This is a genomic window from Halosimplex marinum, assembly GCF_051414075.1.
GTDB classification, from domain to species: domain Archaea; phylum Halobacteriota; class Halobacteria; order Halobacteriales; family Haloarculaceae; genus Halosimplex; species Halosimplex marinum.
The window spans coordinates 576,355-598,729 of sequence record NZ_JBLKNY010000003.1 but is presented as its reverse complement, the minus strand read 5'-3'; the positions used below and the strand labels follow the sequence as shown (position 1 = coordinate 598,729).

Sequence of the window (22,375 nt, the reverse complement as noted above, 5' to 3'; positions counted from 1 at the left end):
ATACGTCCGTGGGTTAATGTGTGCTCGATAATAGCATACAATGCAGAACGTACCGATGGCTGTCATCAACCTGGACGGGGTGACCAAGACGTACGGCGGGACGACGGCGGTCGAGGACCTCGACCTCGAAGTGGAGGCCGGCGAGGCCTACGGCTTCCTCGGTCCGAACGGCGCCGGCAAGTCGACGACGATCAACGTCATGCTGGGGTACGCCACGGCGACGGAGGGCAGCGCGACGGTGTTCGGGCTGGACGCCGGGCGCGAGTCGACGGCCGTCCGCGAGCGCACCGGGATCCTCCCGGAGGGGTACGCCCTCTACGACCGGCTGACGGGCCGCGAGCACATCGAGCTGGCCAACGACCTCCAGGGCGCCGACGACGACCCCGACGCGGTCCTGGAGCGGGTCGGCCTGGCCCCCGAGGACAGGGATCGGCGCGTCGGCGGCTACTCGACGGGGATGACCCAGCGGACCGCCCTCGGGATGGCGCTGGTGGGCGACCCCGACCTGCTCGTGCTCGACGAGCCGTCGTCGGGGCTGGACCCCAACGGGATGGTCGACCTGCGGGGAATCGTCCGCGAGGAACTCGACCGCGGGACGACCGTCTTCTTCTCCAGTCACATCCTCGACCAGGTCGAGGGGCTCTGCGACCGGGTGGGCATCCTCCGCGACGGCGAGCTCATCGCCGAGGACACCCTGGCCGGGCTGCGGGGGTCGCTGGGCGCCGAGTCCCGGGTCGCGGTACACGTCGACGAGGTCCGGCCGGTCGAGTTCGACGACATCGAGGGCGTCACCGGGCGAACGACCGACGACGGCACCCTCCGGGTACGCTGCCGCGACCCGGCCGCGAAGGCGGCGGTGATCCGGCGGGTCGAGTCGGCGGGCATGGCGGCCGAGGACGTGACGGTCCGGGACCCGTCGCTGGAGGACCTGTTCGCCGCCTACACCGACCGGGAATCCGGGAGCGGGACCGCGGTCGCGGAGGGACGGCCGTGAACGCGCTGACGGTCGCCGGCAAGGAACTCCGCGAGGCTCGGCGGTCGCGGCTGGTGTGGGCGCTGGTCGGGCTGATCGGGGTCGTCACCCTCCCGCTGGTCGTGCGGGCCTCGGAACGGCTGTTCGCCAACTCCTCGGCGGACCGGATGGCGCTCGTGTTGCTGAACGGCTTCGAGCGGCCGGTGGCCCTGGCGGCGATACTGGTCGGCGCGCTCGCGGTGGCCGCCGAGCGCGAGCGCGGCAGCCTGCGCGTCCTCTCGGGGGTCTCGCTGGCCCGGCGCGACCTGGTCGTCGGGAAGGTCCTCGGTCGGGGCCTCGTCCTGGCGGCGGTCGTCCTGGCCGCGAAGGCGCTGGCCGTCGGGATCCTCGTCGTCCGCCTCGAAGGGGTCTCGCCGTCCGCGCTCGCGCTCGCGACCGTGCTGACGCTCCTGTTCGCGCTCGCGTACTTCGGCATCGCCGTCGGCGCCTCGCTGGTCACGAGTACGCGCCTCCGCGCGCTCGCGCTGGCGCTTGGCGTGTACGTCTTCTTCGCGAACTACTGGGAGCGGGTCGTCGTCCGGCCGGTCTTCGGGCTCCTGAACGGGCGTCCCCCGGTCCAGGGGGAGCTGGACTTCGTCATCGCGGCCGACCCGGGGACGATCCAGTACCTCCAGGTGCTCAACCCGAACAACGCCTACAGCGGGGCCAACTACTTCGAGGGAGCCATCGACTGGTTCTCGCTCGGCGTGCTGGTCGCGTGGGGCGTCGTTCCGGTCGCGGTCGGCTACCTCCGGTTCCGGAACCAGGACCTCGACGCCGGGGCGGGCGGCCGACTCGCGGCGCTCCGCCGGCGGCTCGACGCGGTCTCGGTGTCTCGACCGCAACTCCCGACGCCCTCGCTCCCGGTGTCGGTCCCCGAGCGCCCGGCGCTGAGCTACGCGCTGGCCGACCTGGCCGCGATCGGGCGGTCCTGGCTGGTCCCGGCGCTGGTGGTCGTACTGGTCGGCGAGTTCGTCCTGGCCGCGCTGAGCGTGCCGGGGCCGAGCGCGGCTGGGGAGGCGTCGCTCCCCGCGCTGGGGACGGCGTACGGCCCGCTGTTCGGTGAACTCGGGACGCCGTATCCGGTCGTCATCGCGACGGTCCTGCTCGGCGCGCTCGCTATCGTCGACGAGACGGAGACCGGCCGTCTCAAGGTCGTGACCGAGTATCCGGTCACCCGGCGAGACGTGATCGTCGGGAAGCTAGCCGGTCGAGCCGCGCTCTACGTCGCCGCGGTACTCGTCGGCGCCCTCGCCGCGGTGGCCATCCTGTGGGTCCGGCCGACGGCGGTCGACCCCGGGCCGCTCGCGCTGGGGGTCGCCGCCATGGTGGGGGTCGGGCTCTCGGTGTTCGGGATCTCGGTCGGTATCTCCGCGTTCGCCGGCGGGCGGATCACCGCCATCGGGGCGTCGTTCGGCGCGATCCTGCTGATCACTCGGCTGTGGCGGACGCTCGTCGGCGTCCCCTACTGGCTGGTCGAGGGGGAGTTCCCGCGAGGCGGCGACCTCGCGTACGCCCCCGGGTCGCCGGCGGAGTGGTACCACTACCTCCAGTGGGCCAACCCCGCGAACGCCTACGGCTCGCTGGGGGTCGTCTCGGGGTCGCGCCGCCTGCTGTTGGCGGGCGTGCTCGTGTTCTGGTTCGTCGTCCCGGTCGCCGTCGGTTACTGGCGGTTCCGGTCGCGCGACATCGAGTGAGACCGCTCGCAGCCGCCGGCCCCGGAGCGTCCGGGCCACCGACATCGCCGGCGACTCGCACACGAAACCTCGAAGTAGGGAGGGTCCGAACGCTCGCGCATGGTGACCCTCGCAGAGTCGGCGACGCAGCTGGTCAACAGTATCATCGAGATGCCGAGCCACTTCCAGGACGTCGCGGCCCACGACCCCCTCAACTACGTCCTGATCGCCTTCGGCGTGCTGTTCGTCGCCGGCGCCTCCGCGGTGTTCGGCTACCTCTCGCTCGGCGCCTTCTTCTCGCTGTTCACCGGCGCGAGTTCGCCGCCGCCGGAAGCGCGATAGCCCGATAGCCGTCGCGGCCACACGGACCTTCTCCCGCCTCAGTCCATCCCGCCGAGCAGTTCGATAGCCCGCTCGGCGTCGGGGCCGAGCGGCGACGCGGCGACGAAGCTGTCGGCGTACTCCAGCACGGCGTCGACCTCGGCCTCGACCTCCGCCGGCGAGCCGGCGATGCAGAAGGCGTCGAGCATCGCGTCCGTGACCAGGCCGGCCGCCTCGCGGAACTCGCCGGCCGAGACGGCTTCGCCGACCGCTGCGGCGGCCTCGCGGTCGATGTCGTGGCGTTCGAGCACCGGCGCGGGCGCGCCGCCGGCGACGAACGCGACCGGGAAGCGCGCTTCCTCGCGAGCCGCCTCGCCGTCCTCTGCGACGCTGACGGCGGCGTAGGCGGCGAAGTCGAACTCGCCGCGGGCGTCCGGCCGTTCGTCCAGTCCCTCCGTGACCCGCTCGCTGGCCCACGCGTAGTCGCGCGGGTGGGCGCCGTTGTAGAGGACGCCGTCGGCGTGTTTGGCGGCCATGCGGGTCATGTGCGGCCCCTGCGCGCCGACGTAGACAGGGATGTCGCCGGCGTCGTAGTTGAGGCCGGCGTCGTCCGCCCGGAAGGTGCCGTCGTGGTCGACGCGCTCGCCGTCCCACAGCCGCTGGGCGACCTTGAACGTCTCCAGCACCCGGCGGAGGGGGCTATCGGGGTCGATGCCGAGGTTGGCGAGCGTCGAGGCGTCGCCGGGACCGACGCCGAAGACGCCGCGGCCGCCGCTGTACTCGTCGAGCGTGGCCATCCGGGAGGCCAGCGTCACCGGGTGGGTCTCGTAGGGGTTGGCGACGCCCGGGCCGACCCGGATCTCGTCGGTCTCGCCGGCGACGGCCGTGAGCGCGGCGAACTGGTCGCGGTTGTTGTAGTGGTGGCTGACGAACGCGGCGTCGAAGCCGACCCGCTCCGCGGTCGCGCCCAGCTGTGCTATCGTCGAGACCGGCCGCTCCGGCGTGAGTTCTATCGCTCTCATTCGGTGTCCCCTCCGCCGTCCCCGTCGTCGCCGTCGTCGTCTCTGCCGGCCCGGTCGTCGCCGCCCTCGCGCAACCGCGCCCTGTCGTACTCCCACTCCCGCAGCGCGTCGCGGACGTAGTCGCCCTCGGGCGAGCGGAACAGGCCGTCGTGGGGCTCGTGGTCACCGAACTCGAAGCCCCGGACCACGACGACGGGGAGGCCGTCGTCGCCCTCGCCGGTCAGGAGGTTGGCGGCGGCGGCGAGTTCGTCGACGACCGCCTCGACGGTGACGCCGAGTTCGCGCCCGTCGCGGTCGGTCTCGCCGCGCCAGTCGCGGGCCGCCGGCATGCCTGCCCAGCCGATGGCGACGCCGCGCTGGCCCTGGCGGAACGGTCTCCCGGAGGTGTCGGTGACGACGACCGGCGCGTTCAGCGTCTCCGAGACCCGCTCGGCGCTGGCCGAGGGGTCCTCGGGGAGCAGGAGCAGGTCCGAGTCGGGGACGTTCGAGCGGTCGATGCCGGCGTTGACGGAGATGTGACCGAACCGCGTGACGGCGAGCATGAGCGGCTCCTCGGTGAGCAGTTCCGCGCTCTCGTCGAGGACCGCCTGGGCGAAGCGGGGGTCTTTCTCCTCGCCCGCGAGGTCACCGATGCGTTCGGCGATGCGTTGGGCCCGTGGTCCGGGGTCGAACTCGTCGAGGTCGGCGCCCCGGTCCTCGGCCTTCGAGACGATGGAGTGAGAGACACAGACCACGTCGCCCTCGCGGAGGTCGACGGCGTCGGCGACGAGTTCGCCCACGTCGTCGCCTGGACGGACTTCCGGCAGTCCCTCGACCGCGAACAGTTCCATACCTTGAATGGGTCGTGCCCCGTCAAAAGCGCCCCGTTACGAGCAGGGATCGCCCGAGTCGGTGACGGCCGGCCTACCGGTGCGGCGCGGCCACGGGTCACCGCGACGCCGCGGCGGGACCGACGCCGACAGGCGCCGATCCGAAACGCTCGTAGGACGGCGGTCCACACGCCAGGCTATGCCCGACGACTCCGCAGGCGCCGACGCAGGTGCCGACCGCGCCGGTACGGTCGAACCCGACGCGACCGACGACGATCCCACTGTCGACGCCGACGCGCTGGCCGACACCGCCCGCCGCGCGGTCGAGACCGGCGGCGACTACCTCCGCGAGGCGTTCGCGGACGGCGGCACGGCGGCCGACTACACGGCCAAGGACGTGAAAGCCGAGGCCGACCGCGAGGCCGAGCGACGCGTCCTCGACGCGATCGCCGACGCCCACCCGGACCACCGGATCTCCGCCGAGGAGTCCGGCGACCACGACGGCGACGGGGCGTACCGCTGGGTGGTCGACGCCCTCGACGGCACGAACAACTTCGCTGCCGGCATCCCGACCTTCGGCGTCGCCGCGACGGCCTGCGACCGGGCCGGCCCGGACGGCCCGGAGAACCGACCCGTCGCCACCGCTGTCCACGTGCCGGTTCTCGACGACACGTACGTCGCGACCCGGGGCGGCGGCGTCGAGTACAACGGGACGCCGGTCGCGGTGACCGACGGGCCGACGCTCCCGGCGGAGAAGGCGACTGTCGGGATGATAATCGGCCCCGAGGTGGTCTCGGGCGGCGCCGAGCGCCGCGAGTGGGACGCCATCACCGACGCGGTCGAGGAAGTCCCCAAGCGGGCCATCCAGATGTGGGCGCCCGTGGTCTACTGGGGGCTGCTCGCCCGCGGAAAACTGGAGGGGTTCGTCTGTTACTACCCCGCCGAGCGCGAGCAGGTCGCCGGGTCGCTGCTCGCCGGAGAGGCCGGCGCCGTCGCGCACTCGGGGGGACCGCTGACCGTCTTCGGCGCCGACCGGGAGATCCGCGACGCCCTGTTCGACGCCGCGACGGGCGCGCTGGCCGAGTGACCGGCGGGCGCTCCGGTTCTCTCGGCGCCGTTCAGGCCTCGTGGACGGTCACGTTCAGGTCGCCGTCGGCCGCGTCGACGGTCATCATCGTCGCCCGGTCGGCCGGTGCGGCGCCGGTCGCGCTCCCGGGGTTCAGGAGCCGGACGCCGCCGACCCCTCGGTCGAACACCTCGTGGGTGTGACCGGCGACCCCGACCCGCGGTTCGTCCGCTTCCTCGCGGACGGCGGCGGCGACGCGGTCCTCCCAGCCGTGCTTGGAACCGGTGCCGTGGAGGACGACGAAGGTGACGCCGCCGAACTCGACGGTCGCCCGTTCGGGGAGGCCGACCCGGGGGTCCATGTTCCCCGCGACGGCGGTCAACTCGGGCGCCAGGTCCTGTACGTCGGCGAGCGTCCCCTTCGAGTCGAAGTCCCCGGCGTGGACGACGTGGTCGGCCGCGCGGATCCGCTCGCGGAACGCGTCTGGGATCCGACTGGCGCGCGAGGGGATGTGCGTGTCGCTGACGAGGGCGATCTCCATACGGCGGCGTTCGGCCGGGACGCCCAAGTCGGTTCCCCCTCGCGGACCGGCGGGTCGTGCTCGGAGACCGCCGCGGCGCCGTCGCCGACCGCCCGGGGCCGACCCCCGAGGCTGATACGGCCGGCGCGCGAACGTGTGGCCCATGACCGGAGAGAGCGGCGGGGACGCCGACGGAGCTCCCGAGGACGCTCTCGACGAGACCCACGTCGTGACAGTGTTTCTCCGTAACGAGGGGGACGTACTGCTCCTGCGGCGGAGCGGCGCGGTCGGCTCCTACGCGGGGCGGTGGGGCGCCGTCGCGGGCCACGCCGAGGGCGACCCCGCCGCTGCCGCCCAGGAGGAGGTCCGCGAGGAGACCGGAATCGACCCAGGCGCCGAGACCGCGCTTGTCCGGCGGGGCGACCCCTTCGCGGTCGTCGACAAGGACCTCGGCCGGCGGTGGGTCGTCCACCCCTATCTGTTCGACTGCGAAGTGCGAGCCGTCGAACCGAACGAGGAGACCGACGAGTTCGAGTGGACCGCGCCGACGGCGATCCTGCGACGCGAGACGGTGCCGGACCTCTGGACCTCCTACGACCGGGTGCGACCGACCGTCGAGACCGTCGCCGAAGACGCCGAGCACGGGTCGGCCTGGATATCGTTGCGCGCGCTGGAAGTCCTCCGGGACGAGGCCGCGCTGGCGGTCGAAGGGGCGGGCGGCGAGGACGCGGACAGCCCTCCGGCCGCCTGGACGGGCCTCGTCGCCGTCGCCCGCGCCCTGCTGGACGCTCGGCCGTCGATGGCCGTCGTCGCCAATCGCGTCAACCGGGCGATGGACGCGGCGAGCGAGGACGCCACCCCGGCCGCGCTCGAAGCGGATGCCCTCGAAGGTATCGAGCGTGCGAGCGCCGCTGACACCGACGCGGCCGCGCTCGCCGCCGACCGGGTCCCCGGCCGCGTCGCCACGCTCTCGCGGTCGGGGACGGTCGCGGCGGCGGTCGAGCGGGCCGACCCGGACGCGGTGGTGGTCGCCGAGTCCCGGCCCGGCCGGGAGGGTGTCGGGACGGCCGAGCGCTTCGCCGGGACGACCGACGCCGCGGTGACGCTGACGACCGACGCGGCGCTGGCCGACCGGCTGGCGGCGATGGACGTGGGGGCGGTCGTCGTCGGCGCCGACACGATCCTGCCGGACGGACAGGTCGTCAACAAGGTCGGGACGCGCGGCGCGGCCGCCGCGGCGGCCGCCGAGGGGATCGACTGCTACGTCGTCGCCGCGAGCGACAAGATAGCGGCCGCGAACGGTGGGGACCAGGCGGAGGCGACTGCCGACGTGGACCGCGAGGAGCGCGACCCCCGCGAGGTGTACGACGGCGACGCCGCCGTCGGGGTCGCGAACCCGACCTTCGACGTGACGCCGCCGGAACTGGTCGACGCGGTCCTGACCGAGCGGGGCGCGCTGGACGCCGACGGGATCCGGGCCGTCGCCGACGAACACCGCTCGCTGGCCGGGTGGGACGGCTGAGCGGAGGCCGCCGCGTTCGGCCGGCCACCGCACCGGACCGCGCAACCGTTTTCACCGAGAACCACCTCTGATAGACCAGTGACAGCCGACGCCACCGCCGACGGGGTCGCCGAGCGCGTCGTCGTCCGGTACGCGCCGGTCACCGACCGGATCGCCGAGGAACTCTCGAAGTCGCGGTACAGCGCCTACCTCCGGCGGGCGGAGTCGGGGCCGGTGGCCGCCGGCGACGAGTGGGAACACTTCGTGAGCCGCGGTTGCGGCGCGACCGCGGACGTGACGCTCACCGTCGAATCCGTCGAGGGCGGCGGCCGCGTAGGTGAGGGGACGGAGCTCGCGTTCCGACCGGCCGAAGACGGCGACCCCGAGCCCCCGTCGGACGACAGCTGATCCCGCCGCTCAGCGCTCGTCGAGCGCGACGGGGACGCCGGCCTCGGCTACGTCGGCGGCGAACCCCCGCGAGTCGGTCTCCAGCGTCGAGAAGGTGTTGTAGTGGACCGGGACGACCAGCTCGGGCTCCATCGCGGCGGCGAGCGCGGCGGCCTCGTGGCGGTCCATCGTGAACCGTGGACCGATGGGCGGGCAGAACACCGACACCTCGACGTTCTGGTGGGGGCCGAGCGCGTCCGTGTCACCGGGGTAGAGGGCGCGCTTGCCCTCCACGTCGACGACGAACCCGCAGCCGAACCCCTCCGGGTGGAACGGCGTGCCGTCCGGGCGGGTGTGGGGGCCGTTCTCCTCGTTGTACGCCGGGACCGTCCAGAGCGGGACGCCGTCGACGGTCAGCGACTCCCTGTCGCCGACGGTCACCACGTCGTACGGCAGCGAGTCGAGCGGCGGGAGTTCGCGGTCCTCGACGCCGTCCTCGATGGCCTCGAACGCGACGATGGTGGTGTCCGGCCCCGCGACTCGTTCGACGCCGTCGGGGTCGTAGTGGTGGACGTGGGTGAGACAGACCACGTCGGCGTCCTCCGGGCGATAATCCTGCGCCGGCGGGTGGCCGACGCCTTCCGTGTCCGGTTCCCACTCGCCGGTGAGCACGCCGTATCGCCCGGGATCGGTGTAGACGACGGTGTCCTCGCCCGCGAACCGCAGCGTGGCGTAGCCCAGCCACTCGACGGTGATCCCGTCGTGGCGCACGGTCATTGCTCCACCTACGCGACCGAACCCACATAAGTCGGGTGCTTGTCGACCGAACGTGTACGTATGCGCTGACTTCTATCGTATACACTTCTTCTCCGCGTTCACGGAGAATCGATATCGATGTCGGACATCAGACCGCCCACGAACCCCATGCGTTCCACCGAGCGTTTCGCGCTCTCGGCGTGCTCGGCCTTCTCGTCGGGGAGGGTGTCGGACAGGTCTTCGAGCGCCTCGACCAGCGCCGCTCGCTCGGCGGTGAGCTCCGCCGCGTCGAGCGCGACGCCGAGCGTGTCGAAGCCGTCGACTGCGGCCGTCCGGACCCTGCCGTCGTCGTCTTCGAGCGCTTCGAGCAGGAGTTCGACGAGTCGGGTCCTGATCTCGGCGAGATCGTCGGTCGTGTACCCGTCGACGCGGTCGCCCTCGACGGCGGCGATCTGGAGTTCGAGCATCGGGTAGGCGTCCCGCAGGAAGCGGACGACCGCCTGTCTGACGTAGCCGTCGTCGCTCCCGTAGACCGGATAGCACTCGTCGAACAGCGCCGGATACCGCTCGACGCGCTCGGTCGCGTCGACGGCCTCGACCTCATCGATCGCCTCGTTCACGCGGTCGGTGTCGCCAGAGGCGAGCGCCTCGGCGAACGACCCGGGAGCGCGGTCCATAGTCGCGATACACAGGCAGGTCCTCTGTCAGTTTCGGTCGGTACGACGAGCGGCGGGTCCGCCCGTGCTCGCAGTCCGGCCGAAGCCCGGTCAAGGGGCCGAGCATTCATACGGATTATTGCAAGTCATTCCGGGATCGACCGCACGCAGTCGTGCGGTCGACCCGGGAAACGCTTGCAATAATCCGTATCAATCGAGTGAACCGAGCAACTGTTCGACGTAGGGACTGTTGTCCCAACTCCGGTGTGGACCGATCGTCCGAATCAGTGCGCGTGCTTCCTCGACGCTCATGTGACCGTCGCGAGCGTAGTCACAGAGCAAGCGAGGCGTCGGAACGATCCGTGGTCCGGTTAGTGCCGCGTGGACGAGCGCGAAGTTGTTGCCGCCGAACTCGTCGGTCAGAAACCCGTCGACTTCGAGCGCGTTCGCCAGAACGATGCCGTCCGTCTCGCCGTCGTCGAGCCCGAACGTCGGACGCGGTTCCGGTGTCGCGGTGCGCTGGTACGGGTCCTCGATATCGTAGTGGGACCGTGCGGCAAGGACGTTGTCGGCGGCCGCCGCGTGGATGTCGCTGTACTGTGCCAGTTCCCGTAGTTCCGTGACGACCGACGGTGGAACCGAAACGTCACAGGAGGTGAGCACGTACTGTAGCGGGTCCGGTTCCGTCTGCGTGTCGTACGTCCGGTCGGCGCTCGGGACGGCGAGACTCACGAGCGCGCTCGTGTCCGCGACGACCGCCCGCAGGCGTGTGCGACCGCTCATCACTCGTCTGTCGACTCGTCAGCCGCGTCGGGCGTCACGGAACGGCGGTCGTCGTCGTAGATGTCCGTATCGTCGGGCGCAGCGAGGTCGTACGGCTCCTCGTCGAGGTCGGCCTTGAGAAGTCGCAACCGCTGGGCGGTTTCGGGGTCGACAAGCCGCTTGACCGTCTCGAAGTCGAGGTCGTCCTCGTAGTAGCGGCGGGCGACCAACTCCTGAAACCGCTCGTCGCTGGCGGTGTCTTCGATGTACTCGCGCATCGCCTCGACGAGGAGATCCGTCCGATCCGTGCCGAACAGGTCCGCGATGGCGTCCAGGCGCTCGACGAGGGATTCGGGCGACTGGAAGTGGACCCGCTTGGGGTCGTCACTCGCGCTCATCTCGTATGCACGTTTTGCACATAGCGTGATAAGTGCTCCGCCCGGCACACAGAACTTGCACATGGTGGTGGGGACGTAGTTGATCCGCCCGCCGCGAACGAACGGGCTTTTGACTGGTGCCGGACTACCCACTCGTGGTGGCGATGACGAGCAGTTACCCCCACTGAGCCCCTTGTGACGAGGACTTTCACCGAGCCACCGTCTCACGTCCGCCAGCGGCGGCGCTGTAGGGCGGACCGACGGAGGTGACCGAGGCACAGCGACAGCGTCAGAACGGCGCCGATCCGTCGCCGGACTCGCCGGCGTCGGCGGCCGCCAGCGGACCGTCCCACTCGCTGAGCCCGCCGGCGAGGCTCTCGACCGGGCCGTCGACGCCCTCGTAGGAGCCCACCAGGCGGGCCGCCTGGACGCTGGACTTGCCCTTCGGACAGACCGTCACGACGCGCTCGGCGCCGTCGAGTTCCTCGACGCGGTCCGTGAGTTCGTTCGCCGGGATGTTCTCGCTGCCGGGGATGTGCCCGCGTTCGAACGACCCCGGGTTCCGGATGTCCACGATCCGGAGGGCGTCCGCGGCTTCGCGGTCGCCGTCGTCCAGTAGCGCCTGCAGTTCCTCGCAGGAGATCTCGCCGTCCATCGTTGAGTCGGGATCGGGGGCCGGACGGCATAGGTTCGTCGGACTCCGGCGGGTGTGCAACGATCCCTACAGTAGCCCCTCGTCGCGGGCGACCAGCAGCGCGGCGAGGCCGGGTGGACTCCCCGCCGTCGGTCACAGGTGCCCCTCCGCGAGCGCGAGCAGCAGCGGCGTCAGCTGCGCCCCGTGGACGACGTCCGCGTCGAGGACGGCGTCGAGCGCGTCGGCCACCGGGACCGTGTGGACGGTGACGAACTCCCCCTCGTCGGGGTCGCGCTCGACCGGGTCGAGGTCGTCGGCGAGGAAGACCGTACACTCCATCCGGACCCACTGCTCGGGCCGGTACGCGAGCAGCGCCGTGGGGTCGGCCGCGAGATAGCCCGTCTCCTCGCGCAGTTCGCGGACCGCGGCGTCGACGGGCGACTCGTCGGGATGGACGCCGCCGGCCGGACAGCCGAGGACGGTCCCGCCGAGCTGAGGTTCGTACTCCTCGACGAGGACGACCTCGCCGTCGTCGGTGACGGGCACGACCGCGACCACGTCGGCGGGGTCGATCCAGTGGTAGCGCGCGGTCGTGCCGTCGGGTCGCCGGACGACGTCGTAGCCGGCCGCGAAGTACTCGTTCTCGTACTCGACGACCGACGACTCGACGCGCCAGTCGCCGCCGGTCACAGCAGCCCCTCCTCGCGGGCGAGCAGCAGCGGCGTCAGCGAGATGCCGTTCGCCGGCCCCTCGCTGCCGCGCAGGCGGTCGACCGCCTCGTCGGCGGGCACCGTCTCCCACTCGACGAACTCGGCGTCGTCGAGGTCGCGCTCTCCGCGGTCGAGGTCCCGGGCGACGAAGACGTGGCGGGTGTAGCGCGTCCACGGCGTCGGGACGTAGGCGTCGAGTTTCCGCAGGTCGCCGGCGACGAAGCCGGTCTCCTCGCGCAACTCGCGGGCCGCGGCGGCCCCGGGATCCTCCCCGTCCTCGACGCCGCCGCCGGGGAGCCCCAGCGAGTAGCGACGCAGGCGCGGGCGGTACTGCTCGACGAGGACGAGTTCGTCGTCGGTGAACGCGACGACGACCGCCGCGTCGCCCGGTTCGAGCCAGTAGTACTCCGCTCGCTCGCCGGTGGGCCGCTCGACCACGTCGTGACCGGCCTCGAAGAAGTCGGTCTCCCAGGTGACTTCCCGGTCGTGGACGGGCCAGGCGGGGTCCTCGCGCTCCCAGGGGTGCATCGCGGCTTCGCCCGTCGGGTCGGCCCCCGAGTCGCCGTCACCGGTCACAGCAGCCCCTCCGCCTGCGCGAGCAACACCCCTTCGATGGTGGCGTCGTTGGCGGGCTGGCGCCGCGCCACGGCCAGCGCGTCGTCCACTGGTACCGTGGTCACCGAGAGGAACTCGTTGCCGTCGAGTTTCCGCTCGACCGGTTCGAGCCCCTCGGCGAAGACGATGCCCCGTCTGTGTCGCAGGACGCCGGTCGAACACCAGAACTCCTCCAGCAGGGAGACGCCGGCGGGGTCGAAGCCGGTCTCCTCGCGCAGTTCGCGGGCGCCGGCGGTCGTGAACGACTCGCCGTCCTCGACGATGCCGGCGGGGAGTTCGAGACACTGCTCGCGGATGACGGGGCGGTACTGGTCGACGAGGACGAGTTCGTCGCCGGTGCGGGCGACGACGACCACGGCGTCGGGAAGCTCCGCCCAGTAGTAGTCCTTCTCCGAGCCGTCCGGCTGTTCGACGCGGTCGTAGCCGCCGGTGTACCAGCCGGTCTCGTACTCGGCCTCGCGCTCGGTGACCCGCCACTCGTGGCCGGGGTCGCGCGCGGGACCGTCGCCGTCGGTCGCCGGTGACTCCGCCGCGTCGTCGCGGTCGCTCATGGTCGCTGTCCGACCGCGACGCGGTAAAGCGTGCCGTTGTACGAGACGAGCACGCCCGACTCGGAGACGGCGCTCGCGTTGCGCGCCGCCAGCGCCGACCGCTCGTCGAACGGCGAGTGGGTGAACGCCTCCTTCAGCCCCCACGGTCCCTTCCGGTAGGGGTCGGAGGTGCCGTTGCGGAGCGCCTGCGTGGTGTAGGGATAGCGCCGCTCCGAGAGGGTCGAGCCGTTGACGGCGGCGCTCTCGTTGACCGCCGCCGCGCCGGAGCCGTCGGCAGACCCGTTCGCGTCGACGGGGTCGGCGGTGACGTAGTAGGGGTCGCCGCTGGCGAGCAGCGACGGGAGGGCACCGAGCGCGAGCAGCGCGACCACCGTTCCGAGGATCAACAGGACGGCGTTGCGAGTGACCCGACGCATACCCCTCGCTACGGCCGAGCGCGTGAAAACGACACGGATACGCGACGGCGGCGCGCTACTCGGCGTTCGACTCGTCGGCTGCCGCTCCTCCCTCGTCTGCCTGTTCGCCGCTCTCACCGGCGGCTTCGTCGCTCTCGGTCACCAGGTCGCGGTAGATCCGACCGAACGCCTGCCTGCGGAGGGTACCGACGGCGGCTTCGCGCTCCTCGTGGAACGTGGCGGCGACGACCGTCTCGGCGGCCGGCGCGGCGTGCCAGACGACGCGGTCGACGTTCTCGCTGCCGACCTCGTGGACCTCGTAGCCGTCGCGGTCGGCGACCCACTCGTCGAACTCCTCGCGCGACCCGACGCTGACCTCCAGCATGGAGGCGAACAGCGCGTCGCGGGCGGTCTCGACCACGTCGCTCGTCACGCGGTCGCGGTACTCCTCGGCGTCCATCTCCATCGCCTTCGCGGTCTCCTTGACGACGACCTGGGCCGTCGACCCGAGCGCCTCGTAGCGCTCCCGGGCCGCGGCGGCGGTCGCCGGCGCGAGCGTCCCCTCCGTGTCCATACCCACCGGTTCGGCCCCCGCGACTTAGGAACCGTCGGTTTCGTCGTCGGCCGCGTCCCCCTCCGCGGCGCCCTCGTCGCCGTCCGCAGCCTCGCCGGCCCCCTCCTCGTCATCGGTCCCGTCGGCGTCCGCGCCGTCGTCGGACTCGTCGTCGGCCGCGTTCGCGCGGCGCCGGCGCGTCAGTTCCTTCGCCTCGGCGAGCACGTCGTCGGTCTCGCCCTCGAAGTCGTCGAGGTCGGCGACGCCGCCGGGCGCCGCGTTCTCGACCGCGTCGGCTCCACCGGGCATCGGGCCGCCGGCGCCCTGCCGGCCGCCCCCGTGCTGGTGGTCGTGGCCGTGGTCGTGGTCGCCGCCGGTCGTGTCCTCGAAGACCTGCGGGAACTCCTCCCCGTCGGCGTGGTCGACGACGCGCTCGGCGAGGTCCGGCGGGTCCAGGTCGGCCCAGTCGTCGACGCGGTCGTCGAGCCACGCCTCGTGGTCGCCCCCGCGGAGCATGGCCGTGAAGGCGAGGTGGTTGGCGAGGTGCTCGGCGTCGGCCTGGGGGTCGCCGCAGACGGGACACGCGTAGCCCATACCCGCCCCGACGGCCGCGAGGCGCATATGCCTTTCACGAGCGGCCGAGCGCGGTGGGCGAGGACGGCCGACGACCGCGGCGGATCCGGGCCGTGACCTCGCGGTTGGCCGGGAAGCCGACACACGTAAGGACCGGACGGCCGTCCCCTCGGGTGATGTGGCCCTGGGGACACCTCGCGCTGGCGTATCTCGCCTACAGTCTCTACTCGCGGGTCGGGCGGGGCCACCGCCCGACCGCCGCGACCGCGCTGGTCGTCGTCTTCGCCTCGCAGTTCCCGGACCTCGTGGACAAGCCGCTGGCGTGGACGCTGTCGGTCCTGCCGTCCGGCCGGTCGCTGGCCCACTCGCTGCTCGTCCTGGCCCCGCTGGTCGCCCTGCTGTACTCGGTGGCCCGGGTCCGGGAGGAGGGCGAGGAGCCGCTTGCGGTCGCGTTCGGCATCGGCGCGGTCGTCCACGCGTTCGGCGACGCGCTGTACTCGCTGGTCGCGCTGGAGTTCCGCGAGGCCGGGTTCATGCTGTGGCCAGCGGTCCCGCCGCTGGAGCACGAGGTCGAGCAGAGCTTCACGGCCCACTTCGCGCTGATCGACGCCTCGCCCGAGCTGTACTTCGAGTTCCTGCTCGTCGCCGTCGCCGCCGTCGTCTGGCGGGCCGACGGCTACCCCGGCCTCGCGACCGTCCTCGCGCTGCCCGCCCGCGCCTGGCGCGAGGCTACCGGCGCCGAGTGAGTTCCCGGTATCCCGCAACCGATCGACTATGCCGACGTTTCCCGACTCCGACGACCGGAACGCGCTCGCCGACGACTGTCGGCGTTGCCCCGCGCTGGCGGAGTGCCGCGAGCGCATCGCCTGGGGGAACGGCCCCGGAGACGCCTCGGTCGTGGTCGTCGGCGAGGCGCCCGCCGCGGGCGACCCCGGCGCCGACCGCTGGCGGGGCGGCAACCTGACGGGACTGGCCTACACCTCGCGCCGGTCCGGCCGGAAGATACGCGAGGTCATTGCCGACGCGGGCTACGCCGGCGACGCCTACTACACGAACGCGGTCAAGTGTTTCCCCGCGGACCCCGACGACCCGACGGACAACCGCGAGCCAACCGCCGAGGAACGAGCCAACTGCCGACCCTATCTGGTCGAAGAGATCCGGGAAGTCGAGCCCGCGGCCGTGCTCGCGACCGGGAAACACGCCACGAAGTCCGTTCTGACGGTCGAGGGTCGAGAGCTGGACGGCTTTCTCGATTCGGTGCTGGAGCCGGTCGACTGCGAGCGGCTGGGGACGACGCTCGTGCCGCTCGTGCATCCGTCGTATCAGGAGGTGTGGATCGGCCGGCTGGGCTACAGCCGGGAGGAGTACGTCGAGGCGATCCGTGAGACGGTCGCGGCGGTCGACGAGTAGCGCCGCGATAGTCCACGGACGGGGTCGCGTCACGATCCGGCCACCGGCCCGCCCGTCCACTTCCGCCCCGCTTGCCGAACGTTGATACCGGCGGGGGCGATACTCCGGAGTAGATGTACGCCGTCGTGGGCTGTAGCGACTGTTCGATGCTCTGGGTCGTCGAGGGACGGCCGGAGACCAGCCAGTGTCCCCGCTGCGGGACGACCCGCCAGTACGCCAAGCGCAAGAAGTTCGTCACGACCGAGGAGGAGGACCACGCCCGCGAGGTGCGCGCGTCGATGCTCGCCAACCGGCAGGGCCACGGCGACGCCTTCGCCGAACTCGACTCCTTCACCGAGATGGAGGGGCAGATCGACGACGCCGGCCCCTCCGACGAGGAGTACCTGGAGCGGTCGGGGATCGACGCCGACGCGGTCGCCGAGGCGGGCGAGGCGGCGATGGACTCGGGCGGGTCCACGAGCCGGAAGGAGCGGGTCCGCGAGGCCGTCCGCGAACTCGACGAAGCGACCGAGGACGCGGTCGTCGACTACGCCGCCGAGCGCGGCGTCGACCCCGAGTACACCCGGACGGCGCTCGAGAAGCTCGTCCGCGCCGGCGAGGCGACCGAAAATCGGGGCGTCTACCGACTGCTGTAGGCCCACACCAGAGAGGTCAATCGAACGGAAAGACACTTGCGGCGGACGGTCTAACTCTCGGCCGATGGATCCCGAATCGCTGCGGGCGCTCGGTCGGCGGTTCTGGTACGCGTGGGGGGCGGCGACGCTGGCGAGCCTCGCCGCGGTGGTCGGCGCGGCGGTCGTCATCGCGCCCGAGGACGCGTGGGTGGTCGTGCTCACCGGGGCCCTCGCGGTCGTCTTCGTCGCCATCGCCGCGGTGTCGCTGACGCAGGGAGACGGGCTCGACGCCGCCGGGATGGTCGTCGCGGCCGTCGGCTGGGCGGTCTGGAGCGTCGGCGCGGCGACCGGGTTACTGGACCAGACCCTCTGGACGGGATGGACGCTCATCGCGGTCGGCGGCGCCGTGAGCCTCTGGGCCGACCACGGCCACCGCGTCCGGGGAGCGGTCGGCGGCTGAGACGGGACGCCGCGGGCGCTCAGAGGATGAACACGACCGCGAATACCGGGACGCCGACGAGGTAGACGAGGCCGTAGACGAACAGGTTCGTGGGGATCTTCCCCTCCTCTTTCTCCTCGTCGAGCGTCTCGTGGTCGATGGCGTCGTGGAACTGCGCGGGGATGTCCTCGCGGACGGTGGCCCGCGAGCGGAACCGGTCGAGCGGGTCCCACCCCGTGAGGCCGAGCTTCCAGGCCGCCGAGACGATCCAGACGATCCCGAGCACGGGGCCGAGAAAGAGGAAGACGAGGCCCACGATCGGGTGGAGGACGCCGGCGTCGACGGCGCCGCCGACGAGGCGGACCGTCGCCACCGGCGCGACGACTCCCGCGGCCGCCGCGTAGATCGGCGCCTTGTCGTCCATCGTCGGATCGAGGGAGGCGACCGCAATAGGCGTTTCTCCGGCGGCGGCGCCGGCGACGCGTCCGAGCGGCCACGCGGTCGTCGGCCGACGGCCGGCGCTCAGACCAGCCCGATCGCCTTCGCGGCGCCGGCCAGTGCGGCCAGCGTCGTCGCCGCGAGCTTCACCAGTCGCATGATCCGGGTCGGGCGGCGTACCGACGGGTTGTCGCCCCCATCGGTGGCGCGCTCGTCGCCGTCCCCCTTCCCCTTTCTCTCCCCTTGCGCCGGGGGCTCGCCTCCGGCCGTCGTGCGGACGCTGCGGTCCGCGGTGCTGTCCGTGTGCATGGGTATGGGCGCGCCCGCCGGGGCTCCCGGTCGGACGCACTCGAACTACCGGGGGGGAGGCAGGTAAACGCCAGCCGTCCCCGGGGCGGAAGTGAAACCGGGTCCGACGCTTCGGACCGAGAGGATCTGTGGTCGTCAGGTGGACCCTATCGCCCGAGTTCCTCGTGGGCGCTGGAGAGGTGTCGCGAGGCCAGCGCCGAGACTAAGGAGAGTTCGCCGGCGAGCGCGCCGGCGGCGATGACCTCCGCGAGCGCGTCGGCGTTCGAGCCGACGGGGTCGCCGCCGCCGCCGACGCCGATCACGTCGAGCATCTCCGACTGGGTCGCCAGGTCGGTGCCGCCGCCGACGGTGCCGACCTGGAGGCTGGCGAGGTTGACGCTGGCGTACAGTTCGTCCTCGCGGGCCTCGACGGTGGTGATGCAGTTGGAGCCCTCGACGACGTGGGCCTCGTCCTGGCCGGTCGCGATGAAGACGCCGGCGACGACGTTGGCCGCCTGGGCGTTGAACCCCAGGCTCCCCGCCTTGGCACTGCCGATCAGGTTCTTCCGGGTGTTGGCCTCCTCGATGGCCTCGGGGGTGGTGCCGAACCGCTCCTCGACGACCTCGCGCGGGATGGTCACGTCCGCGGTGACGGTGTGACCCCGGCCCTCGACGGCGTTGATGGCCGCGGGCTTCTTGTCGACGCAGAGGTTGCCCGACAGCGCGACGAGCGAGGCGGGGGTCTCGTCTTCGACGATCTCGGCGGCCGCCCGCGTCGCGATGGTCGCCATGTTCATCCCGTTGGCGTCGCCCGTGTCGTAGGAGAATCGCAGGAACACGGAGTCGCCGACGAGGTACGGCGTCACTGACTGGAGGCGGCCGTGGCTCGTCGTCGATTCGGCGGCCTCGGCGAGCCGCTCCTCGTTGTCCTCGACCCACTCGGCGACCTCGGCGCCCTCCGCGACGCCGTCGACGCGGAAGACCGGCGCGCGGGTCATCCCGCGCTTGGTGACGCGGGCGGTCGCGCCGCCGGCTGCGGAGATGGCCGAACACCCGCGATTCACGCTGGCGACCAGCGCGCCCTCGGTGGTGGCGATCGGAAGGTAGAAGTCGCCGTCCGCGGCCTCGCCGCGGACCGCGACGGGGCCGGCGACGCCGACGGGGAGTTGCGTCCCGCCGACGAGGTTCTCGATGTTCGACTCGGCCGATTCCGCGGCGAACGCGTAGTCGCCGGTCGCCGAGAGGTCGACGCCCGCCTCGCGCTCGACGACCAGCCGGCGGGCGGTCGCCGCGGTCTCGGCGTCGGCGTGGTCGTCGAGTTCGTAGAGCCGCAGGTCGCCGTCGGTGACGCGGTCGGCCAGCGCCTCGGGGTCGGCGCCCCCGTCGGCCCTCGCGTCCCCGGCGTCGGAGTCGTCGGTCATGCCCGGAGCCTCGCGGTCGACGCCCCTAACAGTTGCTGTCGCGAGTGAGTGGACTGTTCAGTACAGGTGACGGCTGTTGCGGTGGGTGGTTGCGGTGCGGTCGGCGCGCGCTGGAGCGCGCGTTCATGCGCGCGACCGTAGCCGCGCGAGGGATGAGGGAGTGAGTGGAACGAACGAGCGAATCGGCTGGGGAGGTTCGTGGCCGTCTGCGGTGCTGTGCGGGGTGGTCGCGGTGCGGTTGCTGTGTGGTGCTGGTCCTGGTGGACTGAAAGGGCGCGGCGCGCTCGCGTCGATAGTCGCCTGAGCGGGCCACTATCCGCGCGGTGCGAGGCGCCGTGCGCCTCGAAGCGAACGGCTGTGCCGTGAGCGGGCGGTGCCGAGAGCGCGGATATCCCGCTTGGTTCGAGAGAGCTTCGCTCTCTCGTCACTGAGCGAATCGGAGATTCGCGAGGTCCGCAGGAGCTCCGCTCCTGCGAGATCCCGAAAATCTCCGATTTTCGGAGACAGCGACCGCGAGCGCGCCGAGGGCTTTCATCGCCCGCTGTCGAGTGCGGTCGCGTCTACCTCCGTTTCTTCCACGAAGGCCCAACTCGAAACCACTACTCAACTCGCACGCACGTCCTCCCAGAACACCACCTACGCTTAGGTGTGCACGCGCCCACGACCGATCCATGCAGGTCGAAGCACACTCGGCGAACGAGACGGTCGAAGTCACCGACGGCGTCCACCTCACGCAGCTGGCGGTCGGCGACCGGATGAGCATGCAACACGTCCACATCGAGCCGGGGGCGGTCGTCCCGGAACACAGCCACGAACACGAGCAGGTCGGCTACATCACGAGCGGGTCGGGCGTGTTCGTCGTCGACGGCGAGGAGTTCCCGGTCAGCTCCGGCGACTCCTACCACCTCGCGAGCGAGGAACCCCACAGCGTCGAGGCGACCGGGGACGAGCCGCTGGACGGGATCGACGTGTTCGCGCCGCCGCGGGCGAACCCCGACTGGATGGATTGAGGCTGGACGGGGCGCGGCCGCGCCCGGCGATCGGTCGCGCGACGAACCAGTGAGTCCAAAGGTCTAAGCCCCGTCGTCGCCAACCACGAGGTACTATGAGCACAGAGACCGAGGACGGCGACGACCTGCGCGAGCGCATCTCGAACTTCCTGCGGCGGAACTTCCCGCAGATCCAGATGCACGGCGGGTCGGCGGCCATCGAGGAGATCGACCGCGAGAACGGCTCCGTGACGATCCAGCTGGGCGGCGCCTGCTCGGGGTGTGGCATCTCCCCGATGACGATCCAGGCGATCAAGACGCGCATGACCAAGGAGATCCCCGAGATCGAGACGGTCAACGCCCGCACGGGCGGCATGGGCGGCGAGGAGGGCATGATGGGCGCCGACACCGGCCCCTCGATGCCCGGCGAGTCCCGCGGCGGCGAGATCGGCGGCGACGACGACGAAGGCCCCGAAGCGCCGTTCTGAAGTCGTCCCCTCGGTTCACCTTCTCCCGTTTTTCACTGCCCCCGAGTCGCGACGCCGTCGGTCGCACGTGCCGGAAACCGAACGCCTACAGTCCCAGCGCCGTCGTGACCGGGACCCCGGCGGCGACGGCGCCGACGAGGTATCCGCCGAGCACGCCGGCGTTCAGCGGCGGGAGGCCGGCGTGGGCGCCCTCGACGCGGTGGACGAGATAGAGGAGCCCGCCCATGCCGACGAGGCCGCCCAGCAGCGCGCCGAGCGCGGGCGCGTTGGCGTTGAGCGCCGGGACGAGCGTCGGCGCGTCGAGGAAGTGGCCGGCGCTCACGGCGAGCATCCCCGGGATGATCGCGTCACCGAGGCCCAGCAGGGCGACCTCCGAGCGGGCGGGGCGTTCGGTGGCTCCCTCCGCATCCCCGTCGTCGGTGTCGGTCCCGGCACCGTCGGCGTCGGTCGAGTCTTCCCCGCCGCCCATCAGGTCGAACTCGGGGTCGCGCATCGAAAAGGAGAGCGAGTGAGGGACGACGAAGACGATGGGGGCCTTCAGGTCGCCCAGGCCGGCGGCGAGTTCCTGCATGTGGCCGGAGACGTAGACGGCGTAGGCGTCGTAGCCGGCCCACGCGACCAGGAGGACGACGACCGGGAGCGGCCCGAAGCCGAGGCCGAGCATCGGGATGGCGGCGGCGCCGAAGACCACCGCCGCCAGGTCGTTGACGTACCACTCGGGGTAGCTCCAGAGGACGGCGAACGTGACGGTGGCGACCGCTATCGAGGCGGGACTCGTCGGGAGCCCCATCGCGAGGCCGCCCGTCGCGATCTCCCCGAGGCCGGTCAGGGCGGCGACCGCCGCGGCGGTGAGCGTCCCCGCGGACCCGAGCAGGAACGCGCGGACGAGCGCCTCGCCGTACCCGTAGCGGAAGGCGGCGACCATCCCCCCGGTCGCGACCAGCAGTATCGCCGCGAAGACGCCGACGTTGCCCACGTCGCCGGGGTCCTGGAACATGACCAGCCCCAGCTCGGCCATCTCGTCGGTCAGCGACAGCCCCAGCAGGATCGTCGCCGCGTAGAGCGCGACGATCCCGGCGTAGGCGTAGGTCCCCGACGGGATCCCGACCCCCGACTCGGTCGCGTCGGTCTCGGCGGCCGTGTCGGCGTCGACGGCGGGGCCGGTGTCGTCGGCGTCGGTGTCGTCGAAGCCGGTGTCGTCGGCGTCGGTGTCGTCGAAGCCGGGGTCGTCAGCCCCGGAGGCCTCGACAGTTCGGTCGCTCACGGTTCGGCCCCCCGGGCGGCCCCGGTCGTCGGCGACGCGCGCGCCGGCACCCGTTGCATGGTCTGCGACGAGGGCCACCGCCGGCAAATACTTCCCGGAGTCGGTCGGGTGACGGGAGCGGGGACCGT

The 22,375-nt window shown here is 72.0% G+C and carries 30 protein-coding genes; 12 read left to right on the top strand and 18 right to left on the bottom strand.

Annotated elements, in window-relative coordinates:
- Nucleotides 1-55: 55 nt before the first annotated feature.
- From ACMGFI_RS04090 to ACMGFI_RS04080, 3 genes are all read left to right on the top strand, one after another.
- Nucleotides 56-994 (top strand): ABC transporter ATP-binding protein, encoded by a 939-nt coding sequence (locus ACMGFI_RS04090; protein ID WP_436908837.1) that lies wholly within the window; start codon nt 56-58, stop codon nt 992-994.
- Nucleotides 991-2,709 carry an ABC transporter permease subunit gene (locus ACMGFI_RS04085; RefSeq protein ID WP_436907547.1) on the top strand — a complete coding sequence of 573 codons (1,719 nt, stop codon included), beginning with the start codon at nt 991-993 and terminating at the stop codon, nt 2,707-2,709. The genes ACMGFI_RS04090 and ACMGFI_RS04085 overlap by 4 nt, the downstream gene beginning before the upstream one ends.
- Nucleotides 2,710-2,808: 99 nt before the next feature.
- Complete coding sequence (locus ACMGFI_RS04080) at nt 2,809-3,030, top strand: DUF8024 family protein (RefSeq protein WP_436907545.1); 222 nt, start codon at nt 2,809-2,811, stop codon at nt 3,028-3,030.
- A 38-nt stretch (nt 3,031-3,068) separates the two neighbouring features.
- Here the strand turns inward: ACMGFI_RS04080 and ACMGFI_RS04075 are convergent, their stop codons facing one another.
- Both ACMGFI_RS04075 and ACMGFI_RS04070 read right to left on the bottom strand, forming a co-directional pair.
- On the bottom strand, nt 3,069-4,031 hold the full coding sequence (locus tag ACMGFI_RS04075) for a 5,10-methylenetetrahydromethanopterin reductase (protein ID WP_436907544.1): 963 nt from the start codon (nt 4,029-4,031) through the stop codon (nt 3,069-3,071).
- Nucleotides 4,028-4,861, bottom strand: coding sequence for a coenzyme F420-0:L-glutamate ligase (locus ACMGFI_RS04070; protein WP_436907542.1), 834 nt, complete (start codon nt 4,859-4,861; stop codon nt 4,028-4,030). The genes ACMGFI_RS04075 and ACMGFI_RS04070 overlap by 4 nt, the downstream gene beginning before the upstream one ends.
- 178 nt (nt 4,862-5,039) lie before the next feature.
- Between ACMGFI_RS04070 and ACMGFI_RS04065 the strand changes: the two genes are divergently transcribed.
- Nucleotides 5,040-5,927: an inositol monophosphatase family protein gene (locus tag ACMGFI_RS04065; protein ID WP_436907540.1), complete on the top strand. Its 888-nt coding sequence runs from the start codon at nt 5,040-5,042 to the stop codon at nt 5,925-5,927.
- A 31-nt stretch (nt 5,928-5,958) separates the two neighbouring features.
- On the opposite strand, the gene ACMGFI_RS04060 is transcribed toward ACMGFI_RS04065, so the two are convergent.
- Nucleotides 5,959-6,447, bottom strand: a complete 489-nt coding sequence (locus ACMGFI_RS04060; RefSeq protein ID WP_436907539.1) for a metallophosphoesterase family protein — start codon at nt 6,445-6,447, stop codon at nt 5,959-5,961.
- A gap of 142 nt (nt 6,448-6,589) precedes the next feature.
- On the opposite strand from ACMGFI_RS04060, the gene ACMGFI_RS04055 reads away from it, so the two are divergent.
- Together ACMGFI_RS04055 and ACMGFI_RS04050 are read left to right on the top strand one after the other, a co-directional pair.
- Nucleotides 6,590-7,948, top strand: coding sequence for an eIF2B alpha/beta/delta subunit family protein (locus ACMGFI_RS04055; protein WP_436907538.1), 1,359 nt, complete (start codon nt 6,590-6,592; stop codon nt 7,946-7,948).
- Nucleotides 7,949-8,026: 78 nt separating this feature from the next.
- On the top strand, nt 8,027-8,335 hold the full coding sequence (locus tag ACMGFI_RS04050) for a DUF7968 family protein (RefSeq protein WP_436907537.1): 309 nt from the start codon (nt 8,027-8,029) through the stop codon (nt 8,333-8,335).
- Between the two features lie 9 nt (nt 8,336-8,344).
- On the opposite strand, the gene ACMGFI_RS04045 is transcribed toward ACMGFI_RS04050, so the two are convergent.
- The 11 genes from ACMGFI_RS04045 to ACMGFI_RS03995 all read right to left on the bottom strand — a co-directional run bounded on the left by ACMGFI_RS04045 (nt 8,345) and on the right by ACMGFI_RS03995 (nt 14,917).
- Complete coding sequence (locus ACMGFI_RS04045) at nt 8,345-9,091, bottom strand: MBL fold metallo-hydrolase (protein WP_436907535.1); 747 nt, start codon at nt 9,089-9,091, stop codon at nt 8,345-8,347.
- 98 nt (nt 9,092-9,189) lie between these two features.
- On the bottom strand, nt 9,190-9,747 hold the full coding sequence (locus ACMGFI_RS04040) for a hypothetical protein (RefSeq protein WP_436907532.1): 558 nt from the start codon (nt 9,745-9,747) through the stop codon (nt 9,190-9,192).
- A gap of 189 nt (nt 9,748-9,936) precedes the next feature.
- The gene (locus ACMGFI_RS04035) at nt 9,937-10,509 is read right to left on the bottom strand and encodes a hypothetical protein (RefSeq protein ID WP_436907530.1); all 573 of its coding nucleotides are present in this window, start codon (nt 10,507-10,509) and stop codon (nt 9,937-9,939) included.
- Nucleotides 10,509-10,886, bottom strand: a complete 378-nt coding sequence (locus ACMGFI_RS04030) for a hypothetical protein (RefSeq protein ID WP_436907529.1) — start codon at nt 10,884-10,886, stop codon at nt 10,509-10,511. Before ACMGFI_RS04030 ends, ACMGFI_RS04035 begins: the two co-directional genes overlap by 1 nt.
- A gap of 268 nt (nt 10,887-11,154) precedes the next feature.
- Complete coding sequence (locus ACMGFI_RS04025) at nt 11,155-11,520, bottom strand: rhodanese-like domain-containing protein (RefSeq protein WP_436907526.1); 366 nt, start codon at nt 11,518-11,520, stop codon at nt 11,155-11,157.
- Between the two features lie 132 nt (nt 11,521-11,652).
- The gene (locus tag ACMGFI_RS04020) at nt 11,653-12,189 is read right to left on the bottom strand and encodes an NUDIX domain-containing protein (protein WP_436907524.1); all 537 of its coding nucleotides are present in this window, start codon (nt 12,187-12,189) and stop codon (nt 11,653-11,655) included.
- Nucleotides 12,186-12,785, bottom strand: a complete 600-nt coding sequence (locus ACMGFI_RS04015; protein WP_436907522.1) for an NUDIX hydrolase — start codon at nt 12,783-12,785, stop codon at nt 12,186-12,188. Before ACMGFI_RS04015 ends, ACMGFI_RS04020 begins: the two co-directional genes overlap by 4 nt.
- On the bottom strand, nt 12,782-13,375 hold the full coding sequence (locus tag ACMGFI_RS04010; protein ID WP_436907521.1) for an NUDIX hydrolase: 594 nt from the start codon (nt 13,373-13,375) through the stop codon (nt 12,782-12,784). The genes ACMGFI_RS04015 and ACMGFI_RS04010 overlap by 4 nt, the downstream gene beginning before the upstream one ends.
- Nucleotides 13,372-13,791, bottom strand: a complete 420-nt coding sequence (locus tag ACMGFI_RS04005) for a hypothetical protein (protein WP_436907519.1) — start codon at nt 13,789-13,791, stop codon at nt 13,372-13,374. Before ACMGFI_RS04005 ends, ACMGFI_RS04010 begins: the two co-directional genes overlap by 4 nt.
- A 55-nt stretch (nt 13,792-13,846) precedes the next feature.
- Nucleotides 13,847-14,344: a DUF5809 family protein gene (locus ACMGFI_RS04000; protein WP_436907518.1), complete on the bottom strand. Its 498-nt coding sequence runs from the start codon at nt 14,342-14,344 to the stop codon at nt 13,847-13,849.
- 24 nt (nt 14,345-14,368) lie between these two features.
- Nucleotides 14,369-14,917, bottom strand: a complete 549-nt coding sequence (locus tag ACMGFI_RS03995) for a DUF5810 domain-containing protein (protein ID WP_436907517.1) — start codon at nt 14,915-14,917, stop codon at nt 14,369-14,371.
- A gap of 155 nt (nt 14,918-15,072) precedes the next feature.
- Between ACMGFI_RS03995 and ACMGFI_RS03990 the strand changes: the two genes are divergently transcribed.
- The 4 genes from ACMGFI_RS03990 (at nt 15,073) to ACMGFI_RS03975 (ending at nt 17,380) form a co-directional block, all read left to right on the top strand.
- Nucleotides 15,073-15,642 (top strand): metal-dependent hydrolase, encoded by a 570-nt coding sequence (locus tag ACMGFI_RS03990; protein WP_436907516.1) that lies wholly within the window; start codon nt 15,073-15,075, stop codon nt 15,640-15,642.
- A 28-nt stretch (nt 15,643-15,670) separates the two neighbouring features.
- A complete protein-coding gene (locus ACMGFI_RS03985; RefSeq protein WP_436907514.1) occupies nt 15,671-16,306 on the top strand; it encodes a uracil-DNA glycosylase in 636 nt (211 codons plus the stop codon).
- 113 nt (nt 16,307-16,419) lie between these two features.
- On the top strand, nt 16,420-16,941 hold the full coding sequence (locus tag ACMGFI_RS03980; RefSeq protein ID WP_436907513.1) for a DUF5817 domain-containing protein: 522 nt from the start codon (nt 16,420-16,422) through the stop codon (nt 16,939-16,941).
- Between the two features lie 64 nt (nt 16,942-17,005).
- Entirely contained in the window at nt 17,006-17,380 is a 375-nt protein-coding gene (locus ACMGFI_RS03975; protein ID WP_436907512.1) for a hypothetical protein, read from the top strand.
- A gap of 19 nt (nt 17,381-17,399) precedes the next feature.
- Here ACMGFI_RS03975 and ACMGFI_RS03970 read toward each other — a convergent pair whose 3' ends face one another.
- The 3 genes from ACMGFI_RS03970 to hmgA form a co-directional block, all read right to left on the bottom strand.
- Complete coding sequence (locus tag ACMGFI_RS03970) at nt 17,400-17,783, bottom strand: hypothetical protein (RefSeq protein WP_436907510.1); 384 nt, start codon at nt 17,781-17,783, stop codon at nt 17,400-17,402.
- Between the two features lie 98 nt (nt 17,784-17,881).
- Nucleotides 17,882-18,106, bottom strand: coding sequence for a hypothetical protein (locus ACMGFI_RS03965; RefSeq protein WP_436907509.1), 225 nt, complete (start codon nt 18,104-18,106; stop codon nt 17,882-17,884).
- Nucleotides 18,107-18,252: 146 nt separating this feature from the next.
- Nucleotides 18,253-19,506 carry a hydroxymethylglutaryl-CoA reductase (NADPH) gene (gene hmgA, locus ACMGFI_RS03960; RefSeq protein ID WP_436907507.1) on the bottom strand — a complete coding sequence of 418 codons (1,254 nt, stop codon included), beginning with the start codon at nt 19,504-19,506 and terminating at the stop codon, nt 18,253-18,255.
- Nucleotides 19,507-20,177: 671 nt separating this feature from the next.
- On the opposite strand from hmgA, the gene ACMGFI_RS03955 reads away from it, so the two are divergent.
- Nucleotides 20,178-20,516 carry a cupin domain-containing protein gene (locus ACMGFI_RS03955; protein WP_436907504.1) on the top strand — a complete coding sequence of 113 codons (339 nt, stop codon included), beginning with the start codon at nt 20,178-20,180 and terminating at the stop codon, nt 20,514-20,516.
- A 95-nt stretch (nt 20,517-20,611) separates the two neighbouring features.
- Nucleotides 20,612-20,983: a NifU family protein gene (locus ACMGFI_RS03950; RefSeq protein WP_436907502.1), complete on the top strand. Its 372-nt coding sequence runs from the start codon at nt 20,612-20,614 to the stop codon at nt 20,981-20,983.
- An 85-nt stretch (nt 20,984-21,068) separates the two neighbouring features.
- Here the strand turns inward: ACMGFI_RS03950 and ACMGFI_RS03945 are convergent, their stop codons facing one another.
- A complete protein-coding gene (locus tag ACMGFI_RS03945) occupies nt 21,069-22,247 on the bottom strand; it encodes a presenilin family intramembrane aspartyl protease PSH (protein WP_436907501.1) in 1,179 nt (392 codons plus the stop codon).
- Nucleotides 22,248-22,375 lie beyond the last annotated feature (128 nt).